Origin of the sequence: Gordonia jacobaea, assembly GCF_965344965.1 — a bacterium.
Taxonomy (GTDB): domain Bacteria; phylum Actinomycetota; class Actinomycetes; order Mycobacteriales; family Mycobacteriaceae; genus Gordonia; species Gordonia jacobaea.
In genome coordinates, this window is the sequence record NZ_CBDRLS010000003.1 from 168788 (window position 1) to 191130 (window position 22343).

At 64.4% G+C, this 22343-nt stretch carries 21 protein-coding genes; 11 read left to right on the top strand and 10 right to left on the bottom strand.

Annotated features, from left to right (window positions below; translation table 11 throughout):
- Positions 1–62: 62 nt before the first annotated feature.
- Entirely contained in the window at positions 63–848 is a 786-nt protein-coding gene (ppgK, locus tag ACRVY7_RS11585) for a polyphosphate--glucose phosphotransferase (protein WP_049697189.1), read from the bottom strand.
- Positions 849–1074: 226 nt separating this feature from the next.
- On the opposite strand from ppgK, the gene ACRVY7_RS11590 reads away from it, so the two are divergent.
- On the top strand, positions 1075–1986 hold the full coding sequence (locus ACRVY7_RS11590) for an inositol monophosphatase family protein (protein WP_049697190.1): 912 nt from the start codon (positions 1075–1077) through the stop codon (positions 1984–1986).
- Positions 1987–2006: 20 nt separating this feature from the next.
- Here ACRVY7_RS11590 and cei read toward each other — a convergent pair whose 3' ends face one another.
- A complete protein-coding gene (gene cei, locus ACRVY7_RS11595; protein ID WP_049697191.1) occupies positions 2007–2720 on the bottom strand; it encodes an envelope integrity protein Cei in 714 nt (237 codons plus the stop codon).
- Between the two features lie 428 nt (positions 2721–3148).
- Between cei and ACRVY7_RS11600 the strand changes: the two genes are divergently transcribed.
- The gene (locus tag ACRVY7_RS11600; protein WP_005173015.1) at positions 3149–3448 is read left to right on the top strand and encodes a DUF4193 domain-containing protein; all 300 of its coding nucleotides are present in this window, start codon (positions 3149–3151) and stop codon (positions 3446–3448) included.
- 96 nt (positions 3449–3544) lie between these two features.
- Here the strand turns inward: ACRVY7_RS11600 and ACRVY7_RS11605 are convergent, their stop codons facing one another.
- Entirely contained in the window at positions 3545–4108 is a 564-nt protein-coding gene (locus tag ACRVY7_RS11605; RefSeq protein ID WP_049697488.1) for a DUF3093 domain-containing protein, read from the bottom strand.
- 22 nt (positions 4109–4130) lie between these two features.
- Here ACRVY7_RS11605 and dut point away from each other — a divergent pair, with 22 nt between their 5' ends.
- Both dut and ACRVY7_RS11615 read left to right on the top strand, forming a co-directional pair.
- Positions 4131–4700: a dUTP diphosphatase gene (dut, locus tag ACRVY7_RS11610; protein ID WP_431817169.1), complete on the top strand. Its 570-nt coding sequence runs from the start codon at positions 4131–4133 to the stop codon at positions 4698–4700.
- Positions 4700–5527, top strand: a complete 828-nt coding sequence (locus ACRVY7_RS11615) for a DUF3710 domain-containing protein (RefSeq protein ID WP_064870830.1) — start codon at positions 4700–4702, stop codon at positions 5525–5527. Before dut ends, ACRVY7_RS11615 begins: the two co-directional genes overlap by 1 nt.
- A gap of 22 nt (positions 5528–5549) precedes the next feature.
- Here ACRVY7_RS11615 and ACRVY7_RS11620 read toward each other — a convergent pair whose 3' ends face one another.
- Positions 5550–6320 (bottom strand): alpha/beta hydrolase, encoded by a 771-nt coding sequence (locus tag ACRVY7_RS11620; protein ID WP_431817170.1) that lies wholly within the window; start codon positions 6318–6320, stop codon positions 5550–5552.
- 156 nt (positions 6321–6476) lie between these two features.
- On the opposite strand from ACRVY7_RS11620, the gene ACRVY7_RS11625 reads away from it, so the two are divergent.
- Both ACRVY7_RS11625 and ACRVY7_RS11630 read left to right on the top strand, forming a co-directional pair.
- Entirely contained in the window at positions 6477–6854 is a 378-nt protein-coding gene (locus ACRVY7_RS11625; protein ID WP_431817171.1) for an OB-fold nucleic acid binding domain-containing protein, read from the top strand.
- The gene (locus ACRVY7_RS11630; RefSeq protein WP_431817172.1) at positions 6835–7512 is read left to right on the top strand and encodes a DUF3159 domain-containing protein; all 678 of its coding nucleotides are present in this window, start codon (positions 6835–6837) and stop codon (positions 7510–7512) included. Before ACRVY7_RS11625 ends, ACRVY7_RS11630 begins: the two co-directional genes overlap by 20 nt.
- Here the strand turns inward: ACRVY7_RS11630 and ACRVY7_RS11635 are convergent.
- Complete coding sequence (locus ACRVY7_RS11635) at positions 7505–8164, bottom strand: potassium channel family protein (protein ID WP_049697196.1); 660 nt, start codon at positions 8162–8164, stop codon at positions 7505–7507. The two genes, ACRVY7_RS11630 and ACRVY7_RS11635, sit on opposite strands and share 8 nt — an antisense overlap.
- 9 nt (positions 8165–8173) lie before the next feature.
- The gene (locus tag ACRVY7_RS11640) at positions 8174–8839 is read right to left on the bottom strand and encodes a potassium channel family protein (RefSeq protein WP_049697197.1); all 666 of its coding nucleotides are present in this window, start codon (positions 8837–8839) and stop codon (positions 8174–8176) included.
- A 217-nt stretch (positions 8840–9056) separates the two neighbouring features.
- On the opposite strand from ACRVY7_RS11640, the gene ACRVY7_RS11645 reads away from it, so the two are divergent.
- From ACRVY7_RS11645 to dxs, 3 genes are all read left to right on the top strand, one after another.
- Complete coding sequence (locus tag ACRVY7_RS11645; RefSeq protein WP_197494641.1) at positions 9057–11060, top strand: APC family permease; 2004 nt, start codon at positions 9057–9059, stop codon at positions 11058–11060.
- Entirely contained in the window at positions 11057–12409 is a 1353-nt protein-coding gene (locus ACRVY7_RS11650) for a class I SAM-dependent RNA methyltransferase (RefSeq protein ID WP_431817173.1), read from the top strand. The genes ACRVY7_RS11645 and ACRVY7_RS11650 overlap by 4 nt, the downstream gene beginning before the upstream one ends.
- Before the next feature lie 125 nt (positions 12410–12534).
- Positions 12535–14511 carry a 1-deoxy-D-xylulose-5-phosphate synthase gene (dxs, locus tag ACRVY7_RS11655; protein ID WP_431817174.1) on the top strand — a complete coding sequence of 659 codons (1977 nt, stop codon included), beginning with the start codon at positions 12535–12537 and terminating at the stop codon, positions 14509–14511.
- Between the two features lie 273 nt (positions 14512–14784).
- Here the strand turns inward: dxs and ACRVY7_RS11660 are convergent, their stop codons facing one another.
- The 4 genes from ACRVY7_RS11660 to ACRVY7_RS11675 all read right to left on the bottom strand — a co-directional run bounded on the left by ACRVY7_RS11660 (position 14785) and on the right by ACRVY7_RS11675 (position 19929).
- A complete protein-coding gene (locus tag ACRVY7_RS11660) occupies positions 14785–15954 on the bottom strand; it encodes an acyl-CoA dehydrogenase family protein (protein WP_431817175.1) in 1170 nt (389 codons plus the stop codon).
- Positions 15951–17444, bottom strand: coding sequence for an acyl-CoA synthetase (locus tag ACRVY7_RS11665; protein ID WP_431817176.1), 1494 nt, complete (start codon positions 17442–17444; stop codon positions 15951–15953). Before ACRVY7_RS11665 ends, ACRVY7_RS11660 begins: the two co-directional genes overlap by 4 nt.
- A 77-nt stretch (positions 17445–17521) precedes the next feature.
- The gene (locus ACRVY7_RS11670) at positions 17522–18967 is read right to left on the bottom strand and encodes a carotenoid oxygenase family protein (protein ID WP_431817177.1); all 1446 of its coding nucleotides are present in this window, start codon (positions 18965–18967) and stop codon (positions 17522–17524) included.
- A 137-nt stretch (positions 18968–19104) separates the two neighbouring features.
- Positions 19105–19929, bottom strand: coding sequence for an IclR family transcriptional regulator (locus tag ACRVY7_RS11675; RefSeq protein ID WP_431817178.1), 825 nt, complete (start codon positions 19927–19929; stop codon positions 19105–19107).
- A gap of 140 nt (positions 19930–20069) precedes the next feature.
- Here ACRVY7_RS11675 and ACRVY7_RS11680 point away from each other — a divergent pair, with 140 nt between their 5' ends.
- Together ACRVY7_RS11680 and ACRVY7_RS11685 are read left to right on the top strand one after the other, a co-directional pair.
- Positions 20070–20780, top strand: coding sequence for a nuclear transport factor 2 family protein (locus ACRVY7_RS11680; protein WP_200903190.1), 711 nt, complete (start codon positions 20070–20072; stop codon positions 20778–20780).
- A gap of 62 nt (positions 20781–20842) precedes the next feature.
- Positions 20843–22342, top strand: a complete 1500-nt coding sequence (locus tag ACRVY7_RS11685; protein ID WP_431817179.1) for an aldehyde dehydrogenase family protein — start codon at positions 20843–20845, stop codon at positions 22340–22342.
- Position 22343 lies beyond the last annotated feature (1 nt).

The following is a 22343-nucleotide window of genomic DNA, read 5'->3' on the forward strand; positions in this document are numbered from 1 at the left end:
CTCGCCAGCCCCCACCGATCGCCGACGGCTCGCGCTGGGAGACCGCGCAGACGTCAGCCAGGTCAGGGCTTGAGACCCCGATCGACGGCCATCGCGGCGCCCACGATTCCCGCGGTGTTCTGCAGGGCGGCCGGAACCACCTTGGTGTCGTTCGTCAGGTACGGAATCCACTTGTCGGCCTTACGGCTGATGCCGCCGCCTGCGATGAACAACGACGGCCAGAAGAGCGCCTCGTACTCCTCGAGGACCGTGCTGACCTTCTTGGACCACTTCTTGTACGACCAGCCCTTTTCTTCCTTCACGCGCGAGGACGCCTGATGCTCGGCTTCCTTCTTTCCGACGATGAGGTGACCGAGCTCGGTGTTCGGTACGAGCGTGCCATTGACCAGGATCGCCGATCCGATGCCGGTGCCGAACGTCAGCAGCATGACAACGCCGTCGACTCCGCTTCCGGCTCCGTGTGCGTCCTCCGCCATTCCGGCCGCGTCCGCGTCGTTGACGACCGAGAGAGCACGCCCCCCGAGGTCCTTGGCGAAGAGCTCGTAGGTATTCGTGCCGATCCACCCCTTGTCGATGTTCGCCGCGGTGCGCATGGTTCCGTCGGTGATGACTCCGGGAAGCGTGATGCCAACGGGCCCATCCCAGTTGAAGTGGCCGACGACCTCGGCGACACCCTTCGAGACCGCTTCGGGTGTCGCGGGTTTGGGGGTGAGCACCTTGTAGCGTTCGCCGACGAGCTTGCCGGTCGTGAGGTCCACGATTCCGCCCTTGATCCCCGACCCCCCGACATCGACGCCGAACGCGCGGGGTCCGGCGGAATCTTTCGCAGAGGTGGATGAGTCGGTCATGGCGGCTTCCTCTCTCGGGGGATCGCGGTGTCCGCGACCGTGCGATATTCAGGCTATCGAGGGGTGACGTGCAACGGGCGGACGTTGTCGGAAATCGTGTCGCACGGTGACGATCACGTGACCGGCGAGTGACGGTATGCCGGCACCGGGTCGGGCACAGTTGCCCGCAGGGTCGAGCAAACGTCACCGACATGGTCGCGCGAAGGTCAACTGACATGATGGTCTGGTGAACATCCCACGCGAGAACGCCGATACGGCCCAGACCATTGCAGGCGTCGACGTGGAGAAGCTCGGTGAGGTGGCATTCGAGGTGGCCACCGATGCGGCTCGCCATGTCCGAAGGCGACGTCCGGAGTTGTTCGGGCGAACCGGAACGGCGCCGGGAACGGGCAATGACGTTGTCCCGTCGGCGGTGTCGACGAAATCCACGCCGACCGATCCGGTGACGCTCGCCGACACCGAATCCGAGGAACTCATCCGCGCGTTGCTGAAGCGGCTGCGCCCGGACGACGCTGTTCTCGGTGAGGAGGAGGGCGGCTCCGTCGAGGTCCCGTCCGGTGTGCGCTGGGTGATCGATCCCATCGACGGGACGGTCAACTTCCTCTACGGCATTCCCGCATACGCGGTGTCCGTGGCAGCCCAAGTCGACGGCAGGTCGGTCGCCGGTGCTGTCGTCGACGTCGCGCGTGATGTTGTGTACACGGCGACGCTGTCCGGTGGCGCGTACGAGGTTCGCGACGGCGTGCGCACGAGGCTGCGTGCCAATCCGATCTCGCGAGTCGACCTCGCGCTGGTCGCGACCGGATTTGGTTACGACGTCGAGCGTCGTCGCGCACAGGGCGAACTGATGTCTCGGCTGCTTCCGCGGGTTCGGGATCTACGTCGAATAGGCGCAGCGGCGCTCGACCTGTGCATGGTGGCCTCGGGTGCGGTTGATGCGCACATCGAGCACGGATTGAGTCCCTGGGACTGGGCCGCCGGTGCGCTTGTGGCGGCAGAGGCGGGCGCGATCGTGCGGACCCCGCCGCCGGATTCGCGCTCAGCCGACGGCGACGCCACGGTTGCCGTCGCGCCGGGCATCGGCGAGGAGTTCTTTGCGCTGCTCGATGAGATCGGTGCGCTCAAGCCCATCGTCTGAGCGACCAATTGTCCTGTCTGTCAACAGGGTTGGGCGTGAACCGCTCGTACCACTCCGGGATCTGCTCCGGTCTTCGGGTTGTGCGGATCGGCTGACCGGAGAGCTTCGAGGGCTGCCTGCGTGTCCTGTGACTGCTCACGCGCTTTGTAGTACTCGCCGAGTGCGACGTCGACCGAAGTGCCTGTGCGCCCATCGTCGACGAGTTCAGCGCAGGGGATCGCGACCCAGACCGACGCCGCGGCAGCCTTACCCGCGGGTCCGAATCGGATCTGTGCCACGCAGTCGAGGTCGTGGTTGGGGTACAGCGCGTCGTCGGCATATGCGCCATCGGGAACGGGATTGAAACCCTGGGCGGTCAGGTCGTCGGAGACGGTCTGAGCCTCGCCGCGCTGAGTCGATGCATTGAGCACGCGCACCTGGAACGTGGACAGCGCGGCGGGTGCGACGTTCAGCATGTCGTCACGACTGACGACGGTGAGCTTCGGTGTTTTCGCAGACGCCGCGGCGGGGGCGTTGGCGGCAGGTGGCGCCACGACCGATGAACTTGCCGGGGTGGGCGCGTTGCAGCTGGTCGGCGTCGCGTCCGCGGTCGAATTCGACAGCGCGACCGCCCATGCGATCACACCTACGACGAGCAGGATGACCGCGACGATGATGGCCGGCCGCGCGTGCCGACGTCGGTAGGGGCGTCCCTTGTCGTCGGTCGGGTAGCCGACCGTAATCCTCGAGACCACCGTTGACCCTGCTCCTTCTCGTATCCACGCATACCTGCGCCTGCCGGCGCCGGGAGCCCAGCGAGCAGGACGAGTTCACTGTAGAGGGTTCGCGGGCGCCGATGTGTCAAGCGCTGTGTGTGCGAGTCGGAGCTCACCGGTACCCGGGTGATGAATCACTCGGGAATGAATCGGCGTAGCCGTGATGTTGACCGCGGACAAGCGATGCACTACAGTTCGGGCGCCCCGTCCTAGACGTGGATGGACCAGCCTACGGATTATGTGATGCACATCACATAAATCTGTTTGGTTGGGGGTAACGAATTGCAGGCGCCACGAGTTGTTGTGACGTCGGTGAAATCCAAACCCCCGACAGGCATCGTGCTCATTGGTCGACCGGCCACAAGCCAGTCTTCCTCGGCTCCAACTCCAACCAAGTAAGGCACACAATGGCTACTGATTACGACGCGCCACGGCGTACGGAGACCGAAGACCTGAATGAGGATTCGCTCGAAGAGTTGAAGGCTCGTCGCAGCGAAGCCCAGTCGTCTGCGGTCGACGTCGACGAGACCGACACAGCCGAGTCGTTCGAACTGCCCGGCGCTGATCTCTCCGGAGAAGAGCTCTCCGTTCGTGTGATCCCCAAGCAGGCTGACGAATTCACCTGCAGCAGCTGCTTCCTCGTCTACCACCGCAGCCGTTTGGCTCGGGAGAACGGCAGCTCGCTCATCTGCGTCGACTGCGCCTGAGTGCTGCGCAGCGTGCCGGTCTCCGGCACCGCTGCGCCGCTCACGAACTGTCGGTGAGTCGCGGACTGGGCGCGGGTGTCGAATCGCCTCGCGGCGTTAACTCTGTTCGCGGTCCGAGTGCTCGGGACTCACCACACTCGTCGCGCTGGCATCGGGAATGTCCAGTGCGGCGAGCACCTTCTCGGGATGTCTCGTTGACACCAGCCAGTACGGCGTCGGGTCGTCGGGATCGTCCAACACCAACAACACCATTGTCTTGATCCACGCGTGATGCATGAGGAACGCGGCCGGGTCGAGCTGTCGGCCGAGTGCTGCGCTCTTGGCCGACGCCGGAATGCTCGCGCCGCGCGCGATCACCGAATTGGGCAGCTGCGCCTTGCCTGCGTGCAGGACACCGTCGGCGTCGACCCGGATCTGGGTACGCCCCATCGACCACAGCAGAAATGCGCAGAGCAGACCGACCGCGATGTACCCGACGAAGCTCCACGACGAGCGATGCGCCGAGAGTTGGATCTCGTATCCGGCGACGGCTGTCACCACGGCTGCCGCCGGCCACCACCACAGGGGCACACGCAGGCGTTCGCTGTAGCGGTCTGCTGCCGGATCGGCAGGTCCTGACGACCGGGACCCGGTCTCCTCGGGTGGTTCGGATGAGCTCACATGCTCAGCGTAGTCTGCGTTCGTGACCGTAGAATCCACCCCCGGCGCTGCGGCGATCGGTCCGATCCCGGTGAAGCGACTCGATCCGGGTATTCCGTTGCCGACGCGCGCTCATCCCGGCGACGCGGGAGTCGACCTGTGCTCGACCATCGACGTCGAACTACCACCGGGACGCAGGCAACTCGTCGGCACGGGGATCGCCGTGGCACTGCCATTCGGAACAGTCGGGCTGATTCATCCGCGGTCGGGACTCGCGGCCCGCGCGGGCTTGTCGATCGTCAACGCCCCGGGAACCATCGACGCCGGGTACCGCGGGGAGATCAAGGTCTGTCTCATCAACCTCGACCCGTCGGAGACGATCAGCATCGTCCGCGGGGATCGCATCGCGCAGTTGCTGATCCAGCGGATCGAACTAGCCGACTTCACCGAGGTCGATGAACTCGACGAGACGGCACGCGGCGAGGGTGGCTACGGATCGAGCGGTGGACACGCCATACTGACGAGCGGGGGCCCTGTCGATCCGGCCACAGTCCACACGAACAGCGGATCGGATACCGCAGGCGACAACGTGAACGAGGAGAACCCCACGTGATGGCACGAGACCCCGAGTCGACGTCGAACGCATCCGACCAGCCACTGCTCATCGGACAGGCGCGCGGACCCTACGACATCACCGAACTCGACACCCCTGCCGAGGATCTGGAGAAATCGCACCTCGACCTCGGTGCCGTGCTCGTGCCAGTCGTCGAAGGCGGGCAGGTCACCGTCGAGATGACTGCCGATCATCAGCCAGAGGCCGTTTACCTCGTCACTCCGTATGGACGGCTCACCGTCGCGGCCTTCGCGGCACCCAAATCGCCGGGGCTGTGGCGCGAGGTGGTCGGTGAGCTCGTCGACTCACTGAAGAACGACGGCGCGGCCACGAGCATCGAAGACGGCCATTGGGGTCGCGAGATCGTCGCAGAGGTCCCCGGCGGCAGCCACCGCTTCATCGGCGTCGACGGCCCGCGCTGGATGGTTCGGTTGGTGGCCAGCGGACCGACCGAGACCGCTTCCGAGCTTTCACAACTTTCCCGTGCCGTGCTTGCCGAGTCGGTGGTACGTCGAGGCACTGAGCCCGCACCGCCACGCGAGATGCTGCCGCTCGTGCTCCCGCCGGTGCTCGCCGAGCAGGTCGCTGCAGCACAGCAGCAGATGTTCGCCGCAGAGGGTGGCGAGGTCCCGCCCGGCGTCGAGGTCCCCGACGGCGCGGTGACAGGCGCGGGCGACGACGTGCAGCCCGCGCAGCAGGCAACCGTCACGGAACCGAGCGGCGCGGCAGACGACGCCGCGTTCGCCACCGGTGACGACGTCGACTCCGCCGACGATCAGCCCCGTTCTGCCGGCTCGGCCATGCAGCGTTTCCGTCGACGCCGCTGACCTCGCTGACAACTGCGCGCCACTAAGGGCGTCGAGCACCGGGGGCTGGTGCTGGAGTGACCAGCAGGCGCAGCCATGCCCGTGCGCACGCTGTCCCGAGCACCGAGGGATCGGTGCCCCACTGAGTCAGTCCGACGTCGACGACCTCCGCGCACGGCGCGGCCGCCGACCACTCCTCGGCGATGTCGCGGGGATGGAGCGGATCGTCGACCGCAGCGGTGATCGCAAGCGGCACAGTCAGTGTGGAGATCTCGTCCGGCGTCGGCGCCACGCACTGCGACGCTGCGCGCAGTTGTGCGACGAGGTCGCGAGACTGCGCGCGCCACGACCGGCTCAGCTCGACGCCGAGCCACTCGGGACTCGTCGACACCATCGTCGCGATCGTTGCGTCGAGACCGTCACGCTCGATGGCGTCGGCGGTGAGGCGGGCGCTTGCCGCGGCGAGCGATCCGGACGGTTGGCCGCTCCAGGGCGGCAGGGCAGCCAAGACCCCGGCACAGGTTCCGGTCCCTGCATGTGCGGACTGCCCGTCCAGCGCCCAACGCAGCGCAGTCACCGCACCGATGGACACGCCGCCGACCAGGAGGGACTCGTGCTCGCGCGCCGCGGAGTCGAGTGCGCGGATGAATCCGGGGATGAGGTCGGCAGTCGGCATCACTGCGATGAGTTCGACGTCGAGAAGTCGGGAAGCCGGTCCGAACGCCCGTCGAATGTAGTCGTCGTCCGACCCCGTTCCGGGCATGGCGATCAGCGCGGTCGGTGCTGGTGGGGGCACGGTGTCAGCCAAGGGCATGAACCGATGATGCCGTGCGTTGTAAGTGGTGAGCGCAGAGGTCTAGGCTGACCCAGAGCGGCTCGGTTGGTTCAGCCCGATACGCCGAGTCCGAAACACCGATCGAGCCCGAAACACCGATCGTGTCACAAGCACGACGCCTACTTGGAGGTTGTGATGCCCACAGCCGGTTATCTCAAGCGACTGACCAGGCGGCTCACCGAAGATCTCGGAGAAGCCGACGCGGAGAAGATCGCGGCGGAGTCGGCAGCCACCGGCGCACAGCGCGCGGTGGAGTGTTCGCGCGGCGACGAGGTCACGATGCATGGTGAGTTGCGCGCTGTCGAGACCTGTTCCCGCTCCGCGAAGAGTGGGGTCAAGGCCGAGTTCTTCGACGGAAGCGACGTCGTCTTTCTGAAGTGGATGGGACGCAACCGCATCCCCGGTATCGAGCCGGGTCGGAAGATCACCGTGAGCGGGCGTCTCGGCGAACACAACGGCACCAAGGTGATCTACAACCCCGATTACGAATTGCATGGCGACGGAGAAGACTGACAGTCCCCACGCCGCGTCGGATGTCGACGCAGCCGAACGGTCAACCGCGACCGTTCTCGACCAGCTCGGCGGAGTATCCGGTCTGATTTCGTCGACGATCCCGGTCATCGTGTTCGTGGTCGTCAACGCCGCATTCGGCGTGACGGCGGCCATCGTCGCGGCATTGTGTACGGCAGCACTGGTTGCCGTAGTCCGCCTGCTCCGGCGCGATGGACTCGCACCGGCGGTCTCCGGCTTTCTCGGCGTAGCGATCTGTGCGTTCATCGCTCATCGCGTCGGTGACGCGAAAGGCTACTTTCTACTCGGCATCTGGACGTCGCTGGTGTACGCGGGTGTCCTGCTCGCTTCGATCCTGGTTCGGTGGCCGCTCATCGGAGTGGCCTGGAACTACGTCAACGGCGCCGGAACGCAGTGGCGCCGCAACCGCAGGACGTTGATCGCCTACGACATCGCCACGGCGTTCTGGGCGCTGGTGTTCGCGGGACGCTACCTCGCACAGTCGTCGCTCTATGACAGTGGCGACACCGGTTGGCTGGCAGTGGCCCGGATCGGAATGGGCTGGCCTCTCACCGCGCTCGCCGTCGTGGTGACGGTGTTGCTTGTCCGACGCGCCTCACTTACATCAACCGACCGAAATCAGCCGACCCAGATCAGTTGACGTGCATCGCCGCGTGGAGAGCGGGTTCGACGTCGACTGCCGCGACGAAGACGAGTTCGTCTCCGCCTTCGAGCGGATCGTCGCGCTCGGGCACGATGACGCGGCCGCCACGGATGATGGCCACCAGCGCGGCATCGCGCGGCAGGTCGATCTTGCGTACCGGCTTTCCCGCCAATGGGGTGTCCGGCGGCAGTGTGAGTTCGACGAGGTTGGCCTGGCCCTGACGAAATGTCATGAGGCGCACCAGATCTCCGACCGATACCGCTTCTTCGACCAGCGAGGCGAGGAGTCGAGGTGTCGAGACCGCGACGTCGACGCCCCAGTCCTCCCCGAACAGCCACTCGTTGCGCGGATCGTTCACGCGGGCGACCACCCTGCTCACCGCGAACTCGGTCTTCGCGAGCAAGCTGACCACGAGATTGGCCTTGTCGTCTCCGGTCGCCGCGATCATCACGTCGTAGGACTGCAAACCGGCTCGTTCGAGGTTGGCGAGTTCGCAGGCGTCCGCGAGTAGCCAGGTCGCTCCCTGGACCGCGTCGACGTCGATGTGGCTTGCGAGGCGTTCGAACAGGGTCACCTCGTGTCCAGCCGCGATGAGTTCACGGGCGATCGAGCGACCCACTGCGCCTGCACCGGCGATGGCGACTTTCATCTCTCTCCTCTAATCGGCGTGAGCCAGGGGTGCTGCGACCAGCGCACGTACTCCGGCAAGATCGTCGAGGCGGACCGACGCGAACACGATGTCGTCTTGTTGCAGAACGGTTTTGGCTTCGGGGAGGATCGGTTTGCCGTGTCGGTTCAGAAACGACAAGCGAGCGCCGGAAAGCTCTTGAAACTTCACCGACGTGATGCCGATCCACGACTCGTGGATGTCGAGCTGGGCGATCGCGATGGTTCCCGACGGATCGCGCCACTCCGTCGTGGTCGACGTCTCGCCGAGTGCCGAGACGAAACGCTCGGTCGTCCACGGCACCGTCGCGACGGTCGGGATGCCCAGTCGCTCGTATACCTGTGCGCGCTTGGCGTCGTAGATTCTGGCGACGACGCGCGGGACGTCGAAGGTCTCGCGGGCGACGCGCGCGGCGATGATGTTGGAGTTGTCGCCCGACGACACCGCAGCGAACGAGTCGGCCTGCTCTATTCCGGCACGGGTGAGTACCTCGCGATCGAATCCGACCCCGACGATCCTCTCTCCGGTGAAGTCGTCGGACAGTCGTGTGAACGCCGCCGGATCGCGGTCGATGATGGACACCTGATGTCCGCGCTTCTGCATGGCCATCGCCAGGGACGATCCCACTCGTCCGCACCCCATGATGACTACCCGCACATCGATCCTCTCGTGGGTTCACTACTCGTCGGGCGCGGTGGAGCGTCGACGCAGGCGACTGCCGCCGATTGTCCGCGCGACTTGAACCTACCCGCACCATCAGCCCGGCGACATCGGGCCACGCGAACTGGTCGCGCACGCAGCGATCATGGCCACCTGATTGACCACCCCGGGGCCGTAGTGGCCCTAAACGAGCGCAAGGTCTTAGTGTTGCGTGGTGTCCACCGTGTCAAAGGCGTCTGTTGCGACGAAACGACTGCTCCTCGGCAGGCCGTTCCGTAGCGACAAATTGGGCCACACGCTGCTGCCCAAGCGGATCGCACTGCCCGTGTTCGCCTCTGACGCGATGTCGTCGGTCGCCTACGCGCCGCAGGAGATCTTCCTGGTGCTCTCGGTTGCCGGCCTCAGCGCCATGACCCTTGCCCCCTGGATCGCGATCGCCGTCGCGGTCGTGATGGCGGTGGTTGTCGCCAGCTACCGACAGAACGTCCACGCCTATCCGTCCGGTGGTGGCGACTACGAGGTGGCAACCGTCAATCTGGGGTCGTCGGCGGGTCTGGTCGTCGGCAGCGCCCTGCTCGTCGACTACGTGCTGACCGTCGCGGTCTCCATCTCGTCGGCAGCGGAGAACATCGGTTCCGCCATCCCGTTCGTGCACGAGCACCGGGTGTGGTTCTGTGTGGCCGCGATCGTGGTGCTCGCCGCCGTCAACCTGCGCGGCATCAAGGAATCCGGTTCGGTGCTGGCCGTTCCGACCTACGCGTTCATCTTCGGCGTCATCGCCATGCTCGTGTGGGGTGCGATCGAGATCTTCATCCTCGGTCGCGACGTCCGCGCCGAGACCGCCGACTTCGATATCCGGGCGGAGAACACGCATCTCGCCGGTGTGGCGTTCATCTTCCTCATCGCGCGCGCATTCTCGTCGGGTTCGGCGGCCCTGACCGGCGTCGAGGCCATCAGCAACGGCGTGCCCGCCTTCCAGAAACCGAAGTCGCGCAACGCTGCCACGACGCTGCTCATGCTCGGAACAATCGCGATCGTGCTGCTGCTCGGGATCGTCTGGCTCGCCGAGCGGGTCGGCGCCAAGTACGTGTCCGACCCGGCTCGCGACCTGATCGGCGCGCCACCCGGCTATCAGCAGGAAGCGCTTATCGCACAATTGGCGCAGGCCGTCTTCGACAATTTCCCCGTGGGGTTCTACTTCGTGGCCGTCGCCACGGCACTCATCCTGATGCTCGCGGCCAACACCGCGTTCAACGGATTCCCCGTGCTCGGTTCCGTCCTGGCGCAGGATCGCTTCCTGCCCCGACAGTTGCACACGCGTGGCGACCGCCTCGCGTTCAGTAACGGCATCATCTTCCTCGCCGTCGCGGCGATCGCATTCGTCGTGGCATTCGGCGGCGAGGTCACCGCGCTCATCCAGCTGTACATCGTCGGTGTTTTCGTCTCGTTCACGCTGAGCCAGGCGGGCATGGTTCGGCACTGGACGCGCCTGTTGCGACACGAGACCGATCCGCGTGCGCGGCGTCGGATGAAGCAGTCGCGGATCATCAACTCCGTTGGCCTGGTGATGACGGCTACCGTCCTGGTCGTCGTGCTCATCACCAAATTCACTGCCGGGGCATGGATCGCCATCCTCGCCATGGTCATCCTGTACGTACTGATGAAGCTGATCCACCACCACTACGCATCGGTGCAGCGAGAGCTCGAGCGGGTCGAAGCAGAAGAAGACCAGGTTCTTCCGAGCCGCACGCACTCGATCGTGTTGATTTCCACGCTGCACCTCGCGACCAAGCGTGCGTTGCTCTACGCCCGCGCCACGCGGCCGGACGTCCTCGAGGCCATCACGGTCAACGTCGACGACCGCGACACGCGAATACTGGTGTCGCAGTGGGAGGAAAGCGACATCAAGGTGCCGCTCAAGGTGATTGCGTCGCCGTACCGTGAGATCACCAGACCGGTGATCGAGTATGTGCGTCGGGTGCGGCGCGAGCACCCGCGAGACGTGATCACCGTCTTCATCCCCGAATACGTCGTCGGGCACTGGTGGGAGCAGATTCTGCACAACCAGTCGGCGCTGCGACTCAAGACGCGTCTGTTGTTCGAGCCCGGCGTGATGGTCACGTCGGTGCCGTGGCAGCTGACGTCGTCGGACCGACGCCGCGACGACCTCGAGTACAACGCTCCCGGCGACACTCGGCGAGCGTTGGGTGGCCAGTGAGTTCGACGCCGCAACCACCCCTGACCGCGCCCGTCGTGACCGTGCGGGTTGATCGCCCGGCCAACGGGGGAGACGCTGTGGGCCGACTCGACGACGGGCGAGTGGTGTTCGTGCGTGGCGCCATTCCCGGGGAGACGGTCGCGGCGCAGGTCGTCGACACCCGAGCGGAGTCGTTCTGGCGCGCGGAGGCGATCGACATCCTCGACCCTTCGCCGCATCGCGTCGACATGATCTGCCCGGCGGCCGCCCACGGCGCGGGCTGCTGCGACCTCGCCTTCATCGAACCCGGCCATGCGCGGACGTTGAAGGCGCAGGCGCTCGAGGACGTCCTCGTGCGGGTCGGCCATTTCGCCGCTGATCGTGTCCACGACTGGTGCGCCGACGACGCGAATCCCGATGCGCCACCCGCGATCGGCATCCGTTCGCTGTCCGACGACGCCACGGGCTGGCGCGTGCGGACGCGTCTCGCGGTGGACAATGCCGGTCGAAGCGGACAGCACCGATTCCACAGCGGCGACCTCGTCGTGGGGGTCGACTGTGTGCAGCCGGTCGCAGGTCTGCTCGACGGACTCGACGACCGCCGCTTCACGCCAGGTGCGGAGTTGGCGATCGTCGCCGACGCCGCCGGCCGCAGGCACGTCACCGAGCTCGCGCCGGCGACGCCGCCCCAACGGCACTCCCGTCGCGATCGAGGCAGAAGTGCCGCGCAGCGTCGTCGACGTAGCGTCGAATCACGCAGGGCAACAACGGTACTCGAAGGCGACGCCGCCGCACGCCACCGCGTGGGGGAGCGGGAGTGGTCGATTCCGGTGACGGGCTTCTGGCAGGCACATCGAATGGCGCCGACCCGCTACGCGCAGACCGTCGCCGAGTTCGTCGCTTCGACCGACGTCTCGCGACCCGCGGCCTGTTGGGACCTCTACGGCGGTGCGGGCGTCTTCGCGGGCGCTCTGATCGACACGCTCGACACCGGTGAAGTCCATATCGTCGACTCCGACGCCGCCGCACTGGCCGCTGCGGACGCGGTGTTCGCTGAGGAGGACTCGTCGGTCTCGACCCACCGCGGCGAAGTCGCCGAGGTGATCGAGTCGTTGCCGGCCCCGGAGGTCGTCGTCCTCGACCCGCCGCGAACCGGCGCAGGCACCCGAGTGATCGACAGGATCGTCGCCGCCTCGCCCCAGGTGGTGGTGCACGTCGGGTGCGACGCCGCACGATTCGCGCGTGACCTCGCGTTGTTCACCGAACGCGGGTACGCCGTCACCCGGATGCGGGCATTCGACGCTTTTCCGCTGACGCACCACGTCGAAGCGATCGCGCTGCTCGTGCCGAACGCAGCCGTCGGTGTGTGACCAGTTCGCGGTTGTGGTGACCAATTCGTGGTTGTGGTGACTCAGTGCACTGCCGCGAGGTCCGTAGACTGTTCGACACGACCGCGACAAGCCCGCGCGGTCGGTGTGCGTAGTAGGAGGACTCGATGAGTGTGCTCGAGCGGATCTCTTCCCCGGCCGATCTCAAGGCGTTGTCGCCGGACGAGGTCGTGGTGCTCGCAGGGGAGATCCGTGAGTTCCTCATCGAGAAGGTATCGGCGACCGGCGGCCACCTGGGCCCGAATCTGGGGGTCGTCGAGCTGACTCTCGCGCTCCACCGTGTCTTCGATTCGCCCGTCGACCCGGTGATCTTCGACACCGGTCATCAGTCGTACGTGCACAAGATCGTCACCGGACGCGCCGCGGGCTTCGACGAGTTGCGTCAACGCGACGGACTCACCGGGTACCAGGATCGCGCCGAGAGCGAGCACGACTGGGTCGAGTCCTCGCACGCATCAGCGGCACTCAGTTACGCCGACGGACTGGCGAAGTCGTTCGCTCTGACCGGTCAGGACCGCACGGTCGTCGCGATCGTCGGCGACGGCGCGCTCACCGGCGGGATGTGTTGGGAGGCGATCAACAACATCGCCGATTCGGACCGTTCGGTCGTCATCGTCGTCAACGACAACGGGCGCTCGTACGCACCGACCATCGGCGGCGTCGCCGCACATCTGTCGGGTCTGCGGCTACAGCCCGGCTACGAGCGCTTCCTCGACGAGAGTCGTCGTGTGATGCAGATGTTGCCCGTTGTCGGCGGACCGGCATACGCGGTTCTGCACGGCATGAAGAGCGGGATCAAAGATCTCCTCGCGCCCCAGCAGATGTTCACCGATCTCGGACTGAAGTACGTCGGACCCGTCGACGGCCACGATGTCGAAGCGCTCGAAGCGGCGTTCGCGCGGGCACGATCGTTCGGTGGTCCGGTCATCGTGCACGCCGTCACCCGCAAGGGCAACGGCTACATTCACGCCGAGAATCACGTGGCCGATCAAATGCACTCGACCGGTGTCATCGACCCCAAGACCGGCCGCGCCAAGTCGGTGTCGGCGCAGGACTGGACGTCGGTGTTCTCCGCGGCGCTCCTCGAAGCCGGTGCGACGCGCCCCGACGTTGTCGCGATCACCGCCGCGATGCCCGGTCCGACAGGGCTCGCACCCTTCGGCGAGAAGTACCCCGACCGGATGTTCGACGTCGGCATCGCCGAACAGCACGCGCTCACCTCGGCGGCGGGCCTTGCACTGGGCGGGATGCACCCCGTCGTCGCGATCTACTCGACGTTCCTCAACCGCGCATTCGACCAGCTCCTCATGGACGTCGCGTTGCTGCGGCAGCCGGTCACCCTCGTCCTCGACCGTGCAGGGATCACCGGACCCGACGGCCCCAGCCACCACGGCATGTGGGATCTGTCGTTGATGGCGATGGTTCCCGGTCTGCGCGTCGCCGCACCGCGCGACGCCGTCCGTCTCCGCGAAGAATTCGACGAAGCGCTTGCCGTCGACGACGGCCCGACCGCACTGCGATTCTCGAAAGGTGCTGTGCCCGAGGACATTCGCGCGGTGGAGCGTCTTGACGACGGCGTCGACATCCTGCGTCGGTCGTCACCCGGCGTCGGGGAAGCCGCGGGCGACGTGCTCATCGTCGCCGTCGGCGCGTTCTGCGGTCTCGCTGTCGATACCGCAGACCGGCTGGCCAAGCAGGGCATCGACGCGACGGTCGTCGACCCGCGGTGGGTGCTACCCGTCGCGGAGTCGATCGTCGACCTCGCGCGCAGGCATCGACTGGTGGTGACACTCGAAGACAGTGGTGTGAGCGGGGGAGTGGGAGCCGCAGTCAGCGCCGCTCTCTCCGATGCGGAAGTGCCTGTGCCCGTGCAACTTCGAGGAATCCCGCAGCGCTTCATCGAACACGCGTCGCGTGGCGAGATCCTGGCCGAGCTCGGCCTGACGGCTCAGGACCTCGCGCGATCGATCACGGCCACGGTGTCGGGGATGGAAACGGTGCCAGAACTCGAGCACGCCGACGAGGCGGTCGATGTGGCGCGCGATGCCGCCGGTGTCGACACGCCCGAGGTCGACCGAGGCTGACGGTGCGAGCTGATCTCGCGGTCAGCTCATCGAATCCGACTCAGCGGCAGGCGCACGGCTAAGGTGGTCGAGGGGCTTGGGGGAACCCGCCTCTTCCGAAGACTCCTTGGACTCGCTGCTGCAACACCGTGATCAGACCGAGTCCGGTTTGGCCGAGGACGTGGGTCGCGGTGGCCATCACCGGTCCGGCCTTGCCTGCCAGGCCAAGCGCCGTGGTGTCCTTCCCGTTGAGCTCGCCAACCGTGGGTTGCAAAAGTGCCGAGCTGATGCGGCTCAGCGCCGTTCGCTGAATAGCTGCCGTGCAATGACCAACCGCTGAATCTGGTTGGTGCCTTCATAGATCTGGGTGATCTTTGCGTCACGCATCATACGTTCGACGGGGTAGTCCTTGACGTAGCCTGCACCTCCCAGGATCTGTACGGCGTCCGTGGTCGCTGACATTGCGGTGTCAGAAGCGAAGCACTTCGCCATTGCACCAGCGAGACCGACTTCGGAGTGATTGTGATCACACGCGATCGAAGCGGCCCAAGTGAGCAGACGCGCTGCGCGGATATTGGTCGCCATGTCGGCAGCCATGAACTGGATTCCTTGGAACTGCGATATCGGCGACCCGAACTGCACACGCTGCTTGGCGTAGTCGGTCGCCACGTCCAGGGCGGCCTGCGCAATACCTACCGCCTGCGCCGCGACGACCGTCCTGGTGCGGTCGAGAGTGCCCAACGCGATCCGTAAACCGCGCCCGGCCTCGCCGATCAGGCGATCGCTCGGAACAAATACGTTGTCGAACGTGATCTCCCGTGTCGGCGAACCTCGCAGCCCCATCTTGCGTTCGAGCGCACCGAACACGATTCCGGCGTCGGTCGATTCGACGACGAACGCGCTGATCCCGCGTGCTCCTGCCGATGGGTCCGTCGATGCGAACACGATGTAGACGTCCGCGTGACCTGCGTTCGTGATCCAACGTTTTGTCCCGTTGAGTGTCCAGCCGCCGGGTACCGCCCTTGCATGGACTCTCATGCTCGCTACGTCACTGCCGGCCTCCGGCTCACTAAGGGCGAACGCGCCGAGAAACTCTCCGGACGCGATACGAGGCAGATACTTCGATTTCAGTTCTGGCGAACCCGCCAACAGCACTGGAGTGGCGAACAATTCGCTCCCACCGGCAACCTGCTGAGTGGTTGCGCAGGCTCGAGCGATCTCCTCGGCAACAATCGCGGAGGCGAGGTGGTCTCCGCCCTGACCGCCGTACTCTTCTGGCACGCCGACTGCGTGCAGGTTCGCTGCGATGAGTGCTTTGAGTGACTGTTCCGGGAACTCGGCGCACTCATCGACCATTGCTGCGTGGGGTGCGATCTGCGTGTCGGCCACGGCTGCGGCGGTCTCTCGCAGGGCGCGATGCTCATCGCTCAAAAGCCAGGTCGCTTCGACCGATTTCGGAGTCAACGGACCGATGCTTCGTGTGTGGCGTCGCTTCGCAACGCTGTCTTGCGGACCTTTCCCGAGCCCGTCCGCGGGAGCCTTGGAACCACCGTGATGCGCTTGGGAACCTTGTAGCGAGCGAGTCGGGTACTGGCAAACTCTTGTACCTCGGAGACGTTGATCAGCGCATCCTCGTGGGAGACGACGAATGCGTGGCCGACTTCTCCCCATCGGTCATCGGGCATACCGATCACTGCCGCCTCGGCGACATCGGGGTGCTCGAACAACACGGCCTCGACCTCGGCGGGATAGACGTTCTCTCCACCCGAGATGTACATGTCTTTGAGGCGGTCGACGATGAAGAAGAATCCCTCGGTGTCGCGATACCCGATGTCTCCTGAATGAAACCATCCGCCGTCGCTGAACGCTGTGGCAGTTGCGGCGGGATTGCGCCAGTAGCCAGCGCTGACGTTAGGCCCTCGGATGATGATCTCTCCTGTTGTGCCAGGGGGACATTCGGTACCGTCGGCGTCAACGATCATGACTTCATCGAACATCACCTGGGCGCCGGCCGATCCAGCCTTTCGTACGGACTCATGCTGCGGCAGGAACGTCGCCCCTGGCGCCGTCTCGGTGAGTCCATATCCCTGGCAGAACGTAATGCCCTTCTCCATGTATAGGTCGATGAGGTGTCGCGGTACGGGCGCGCCACCGGACATCACGCTCCGTATTGACGCGAGGTCGGTGTGGGCCCAGCGTGCCGAGTTGGTCAGGTCCGCGAACATCGTCGCGACACCGAACATCCATGTCACACCGTGTGATTCGATGAGGTCCAGCGCGAGATCAGCATCCCACTTCGGCGCGATCACGCTCCTCCCGCCTTTGAGGTACACGGTCACGACGAGTTGATTGAGTGCCGCGACGTGGAACATCGGAGCACTGACAAGCGCTACCTCGTCGGAGCGAACGTCGACATCAAGCATCAGATTGAAGCTGTTCCATAGCAGATTCTCGTGACTGAGAATTGCGCCTTTTGGTCGCCCTGTTGTGCCCGACGTGTACAGCAGAAATGCGGGGTCGGTCCCACCGACTTGCGCTGCAGGCACTCCGATGGCGGGGGCGGCCACCGGATCGGGCGACCACACGGCAACGTCAACGATGAACGCGGCATCTGCAAAAGACTCTGTGTCGGCGCATCTTTCGGGACCGAGGATGAGCGCAGATGCGGCCGAGTCCGTCAATTGATAGTGAAGTTCGTTGTATGTCAGGCGGTTGTTCAGCGGGAGGAACACGCCGCCGATCCGCACGACGGCGAGCATAGTCTCGATGAGAGCAGGGTGGTTCTCGCCGAGGTACGCGACTCGATCTCCCTTGCCGACACCGGCCGCTGCGAGAGCGGCCGCGCGGATGAGAACTCGACTATGAACCTCGCGATATGTGATCTGGTCACCGAGGTAGACCAAGGCGACCTCGCTGCCGCTCATTGCTGCGCGTCGCTCCGACAGTGTCGCCAAGCCTGGACGAAAGCCACAAACATCTTCCACGTCATCGCGGTACATATGAGACTCCTTCATCTCGACCTCACTCAGGCTCATGCGGTTCGACCGGCGAGTTCGTCCGACGACACCCAATTGCCGTGTAGCCCTGACTTGATACGCATGGGCATCCGTAGGGTTGCTACAGGGGGGCGGTCGACGTGGGCGGCATCAAGGATCACCAGCTCGCTGTACATGCGGTCGCGCCGTGCCACCACGACGAACACGTACCCTTCGCCCTCGCGTGCAGTCTCGTTGGCGGGCACGAAGATTGGCTCACCGACCGTCGAATTCTCGCCGGGATCATAGAATCTCGTCGTGGCGCTCGCGTGATCGATAGTGCCGACCCAACGGAATCCATGACTTGACTTCTGTTGTCCTGGAAGGTCATTGACTGCCATGACACCCCAGTGGTAGCGGAGTGTCTCGTATCGGTCGTCCATGCGCGGAAACTCGCCCGCAGCGCTCATCAGCCTTTCTTCGGTGAATCCATCCGACCCATCGGACATATCGATCGTCCACCGGCTCAAGCGGGTCTTGCTGCGCTCCGGGTCGTAGGTTGCGCCGGTGATGTCGGGGAACCAGGGGAAGTAATTGGTCTCCGCAACCGGTGTGTCCAGGTAGATCCGGCGGCCGTCATCGTAGGCGCCCATGATGTGGCTGGCGAAGCGATTCGATCCTCGAAACCATCGCAGTTGTCGCGCAGTGCCTTTGCGTGGCAGGACACCGAGGTACACGTCCTCGTTCGGGTCCCAGAAAAACTGTGGGTTGCCCTCGCGCAGCCATTCGGTGCTGCTTCGTAGCGGCACGATTGGAAAGACGACGAAATTCTGGGTCACGGCAAAGTCGTGAATCATGCACGAGTACGGGGCTCGAATCCACGTTTCATGAATGATGCTGCCATTCGCATCCGCCTCGTAGTAGGCGATATCGGGCGTGGCCTCGCCGGTCGCGGCGTAACCGAAGAACACCATCTCGCCCGTCCTGGGATCGACCTTGGGATGTGCGGTCGACGTCTCTGAGGTCATCGCTCCCTCGAACTGATACTCACCCAAGGTTTCGAGTGTCACCGGATCGATCAGGATGGGCGGGCTGTCTTCCTTCGATGCATACAACCTGCCACCGTGGAAGAAGACGTTTGTGTTCGCCAGTCCACGACGGACGCCGGCGACGGTCGGGTCGTCGGTGAAGGCATTGCGGTATGCGCCGAATAGCGACCTACCCGCCTTCTCCTCGGCAACGAAGCGAGGTGTGCGCACATAGCGACTCTTGAAATCGACTCTGCCGCTTCGGAATGTGAAAGACATGACCATACCGTCAGAGTTGAATAGTGCGAGATCGTTGGGGATGAACGACGGATAGTGCCTATCGACGACCACGCGGTAGTACGAACCGTCGAGATGCTCGGGGACTTCTCCCTGTACGCACTCGAGATCGGTGATGTCTGCTTCGAGACGCATGGGCGCTTCGAACGGGTCCTCAGTGATGGGAAAACGGTCCACGACCACGTACTCCTTTGTCGGCACCCGACGTGACGCATCACGGAGTGCACTTCTGGGGTGATGTGAATCACGACACCACTCGGAGCTGGACGAGTCCAAAGAACAAGCCGAGCATTCCGCTATATGGAACGGGGTCGTCAGGAGCGGTTGTCGCGCAGTCGGACGGAGATGTCGTTTGCCGCCTGCATCACCTGTGCGACGTGCGCATCAATCTCAGACCGCGTGCGTAACCACGTCGCGAACCCGGTGAGCACGACCGCCCCAGCCGGGGCGCCACTACCGATGAGGACGGCGGAGGCAAGGCTTGTGAGGCTCGGGTCGTACTCGCCGACGCTCACGGCCCACCCTCGACGTCGGACGACGTCGAGCTCGTTCAACAGCGCATCCCAGTCGGTGATCGATCGGTCCGTGTGTCGTGTAAGTCGCTTGCCCGGAAACCGGTGGCGTAATTCTCGTTGAGACTCGTGGGCCAGAATGGCCTTTCCGCCCGCCGTGCAATGGGCGGGCAGTAGTGCGCCGAGTCCTGACGCCACAGTCGTCGTCCGGCCTCCCGGCAGAGCCTGGACTACACGCACGGACTTTCCTTCCAGGACATAGAACGAGACCATCTCGTCCACGGAACTGCGGAGTTGCTCGAGCACTGGCTCGGCGGACTGTCGCAGGTCACGCGCGCTGGTCACTGTCAGCGCTAATTCGTGGATAGCGGGTCCGATCACGTATGGCCCGCCCGAGACGTCCTGTCGAACAAATTCTGTTCTGCGGCAGTTGTTCAGCACGCGGTGCGCGGTCGATGGTGCGACGCCGAGCTCCCGTGACAGTTCGGCCACCGTAATCGATCCGCGTTGGCCGACGAGCTTGACGGTGCGCAGTGCCAGTTCGGCCGAGGTCATGCCAGATGCCCGACGTGGTCCGTCAGGTGGGTCGGCCAGCGTGAAGCTGTCGCCATGTGGAAATCGAGCCATGTCATCAGCTTTCCACATAGGAGAATCTGCCACCGCGATTCTTGGCGATGTGCGCCACATCCAGCTTAAGTCTGTGAAGTCCATCACGGAAAGCCGAGGCCCCGTCCTCGGTGCCGTCCACGAGTACGAAAGCGATGTCAATGACCGACACGATGACAGCTCCAACTCCCACAACAGACGACGCGCTGTCCACGCTCACGCGGCGCGTTGATCGCCTCGAAGCCGAGCTCGCTGTTCGTCGGCTGCAGCATAGCTACGGCTACTACCTCGACAAGTGTCTCTATCAAGAAGTCGCTGACCTATTCAGTGACGATGCGGAAGCGATCTTCTGCGGTGGTGTCTACCGTGGCCGTGCCGGCATCAACCGCCTCTATCTTGACCGCTTTCGTGCCCGGTTTACTCAGGGACACAACGGTCCAGTGTTTGGTTTCCTGCTCGACCATCCCCAGCTCCAGGATGTCATCAGCGTCAATTCCGACGCGACGGAAGCCAACGGCCGCTTCCGGTGCATTATGCAGGCAGGCGTTCACGCGTCGGCACGTGAGCAATTCGCCGGTCGGACGACCCACGATCAGTGGTGGGAAGGGGCGCTGTACGAGAACACCTACGTTCGCGAGAACGGGGTGTGGAAGATCAAACGCCTCGATTACCAGCCATTTTGGCACGCCGAGTACGCCAAGGGTTGGGCGCAGACCGAGCCCATGAACGCAGTCATCCCGATCGAAACCTATCCGGTTGATCCAGTCGGCCCCGATGAGATCCGTCCTTTCGCGCTGTTTCCGAACACAGATGTCGTCGACTTTCACTACGCACATCCGGTCACCGGCAAAGCGTGGACCGAATCAGAATGACTCGGTGGGACGTAATGAAACGTTTAGCAGCGAATGATGTTGTCGCCGACTGGTCTACCGCAATGCCGTCTGTGTGTGGTGGAGATCTGCACTTCGGCGAGGTCACCAATCCCGCTCGTCCAAGGGAAGTCGTAGGGCGATTCGCGCGGAGTGGCCGCGCAGAGGTCGAACTTGCGGTCGCAGCCGGGAAGCAAGCGTTCCCCGCCTGGCGAGATCTCGGAGCGGGCAAGCGGGCTAAGTGCATGCGCGCGGCAGCGGAGGTCGCTGACGGCCTTGTTGACGACTTGGCTTCACTCCTCACCGCAGAGGTAGGAAAGACGCTAGGCGAGTCGCGAGGTGACGCGGGTGGTGCCGCACGACTGCTGCGCGAATTTGCCGACCTTGCCTCAGCCGCTGACCGCGAGACCGATCTTTCCAGTGATCCGGCTTCGTATGCCGCAACGGACGTGCTCGTTCGTCGGGTGGCGCTCGGGCCTGTTGTGGTCATCTCTCCATGGAATACCCCAATTCACCTGGCATTCAACGCCATTGCTCCCAACCTCATCGCAGGCAATACCGTTGTAGTGAAGCCGCCGGAGGTAGCTCCTCTGGCTCTGACGGCGCTCGTGGCTGCTCTCGCGGCAGTGCTCCCCGAGGGTGTGCTGACGGTGGTGCCTGGGGAGGGGGCAGTGGCAGGTGCGGCTCTCACCTCACATCCCGACATCCGGGGCGTCTTCTTCACCGGCGGTATCAGCACAGGGCGTGAGGTTCTGAAGTCGGCTTCGGAAACCATAAAAAAGGTCGCCATGGAACTTGGCGGAAACGACGCTGCTGTCGTCCTCGACTCTGCGGTGATCAACGAGGATATGGTGCGCGAACTCGTTGTCGGCTCGATGGGGTGTGCTGGCCAGATCTGCTTCAACGTGAAGCGAATCTACGTTCACCGGAAGCACTTCGATGCCTTTGTCGAGTTGTTCGTCGATCTGGCCGGTCACATTGTCGTTGGCGAGGGAACGGATGCCTCCGTCGACATCGGCCCCCTTGCGACTGAGGAGGGCCGAAACCGAGCCGTACGACTGATTGAGCAAGCGCGCGCCGCTGGAGCAGACGTGAGAGTGGCTGGGACCTACGCAGATTCGGCTCGTGTCGATGAAGGCCACTACGTTCTGCCGACCATCATCACCGGCATCGCACCCGACGACGAACTCATCCTCACTGAACAGTTCTGTCCGGTTATTCCGATCATCGCGTTCGATTCCGACGACGATGCTATTGCTGCGGCAAATGGCACAGAATTCGGACTCGCGTCCTCGGTCTGGTCGACCGATGTCGAACATGCGATGCGCGTCGCCCGGCAGATCGAATCCGGGAGCACCTTCATCAACGTCCACAGACTTGGCGCATCGGTGTCCTCGACGCCGTTCGGCGGCGTCAAGCACTCTGGGCTCGGTCGTACACACGGCGAATACTCGTTGCTTTCCTGCACCGAGGAGCACGCCATCGTGCGATTCGCTGATCCGGCGCGCGATCTACCGGGGATCGCCCGCTGGAATCACCTCCGCTCCTCTTCATCGACATCGTAAG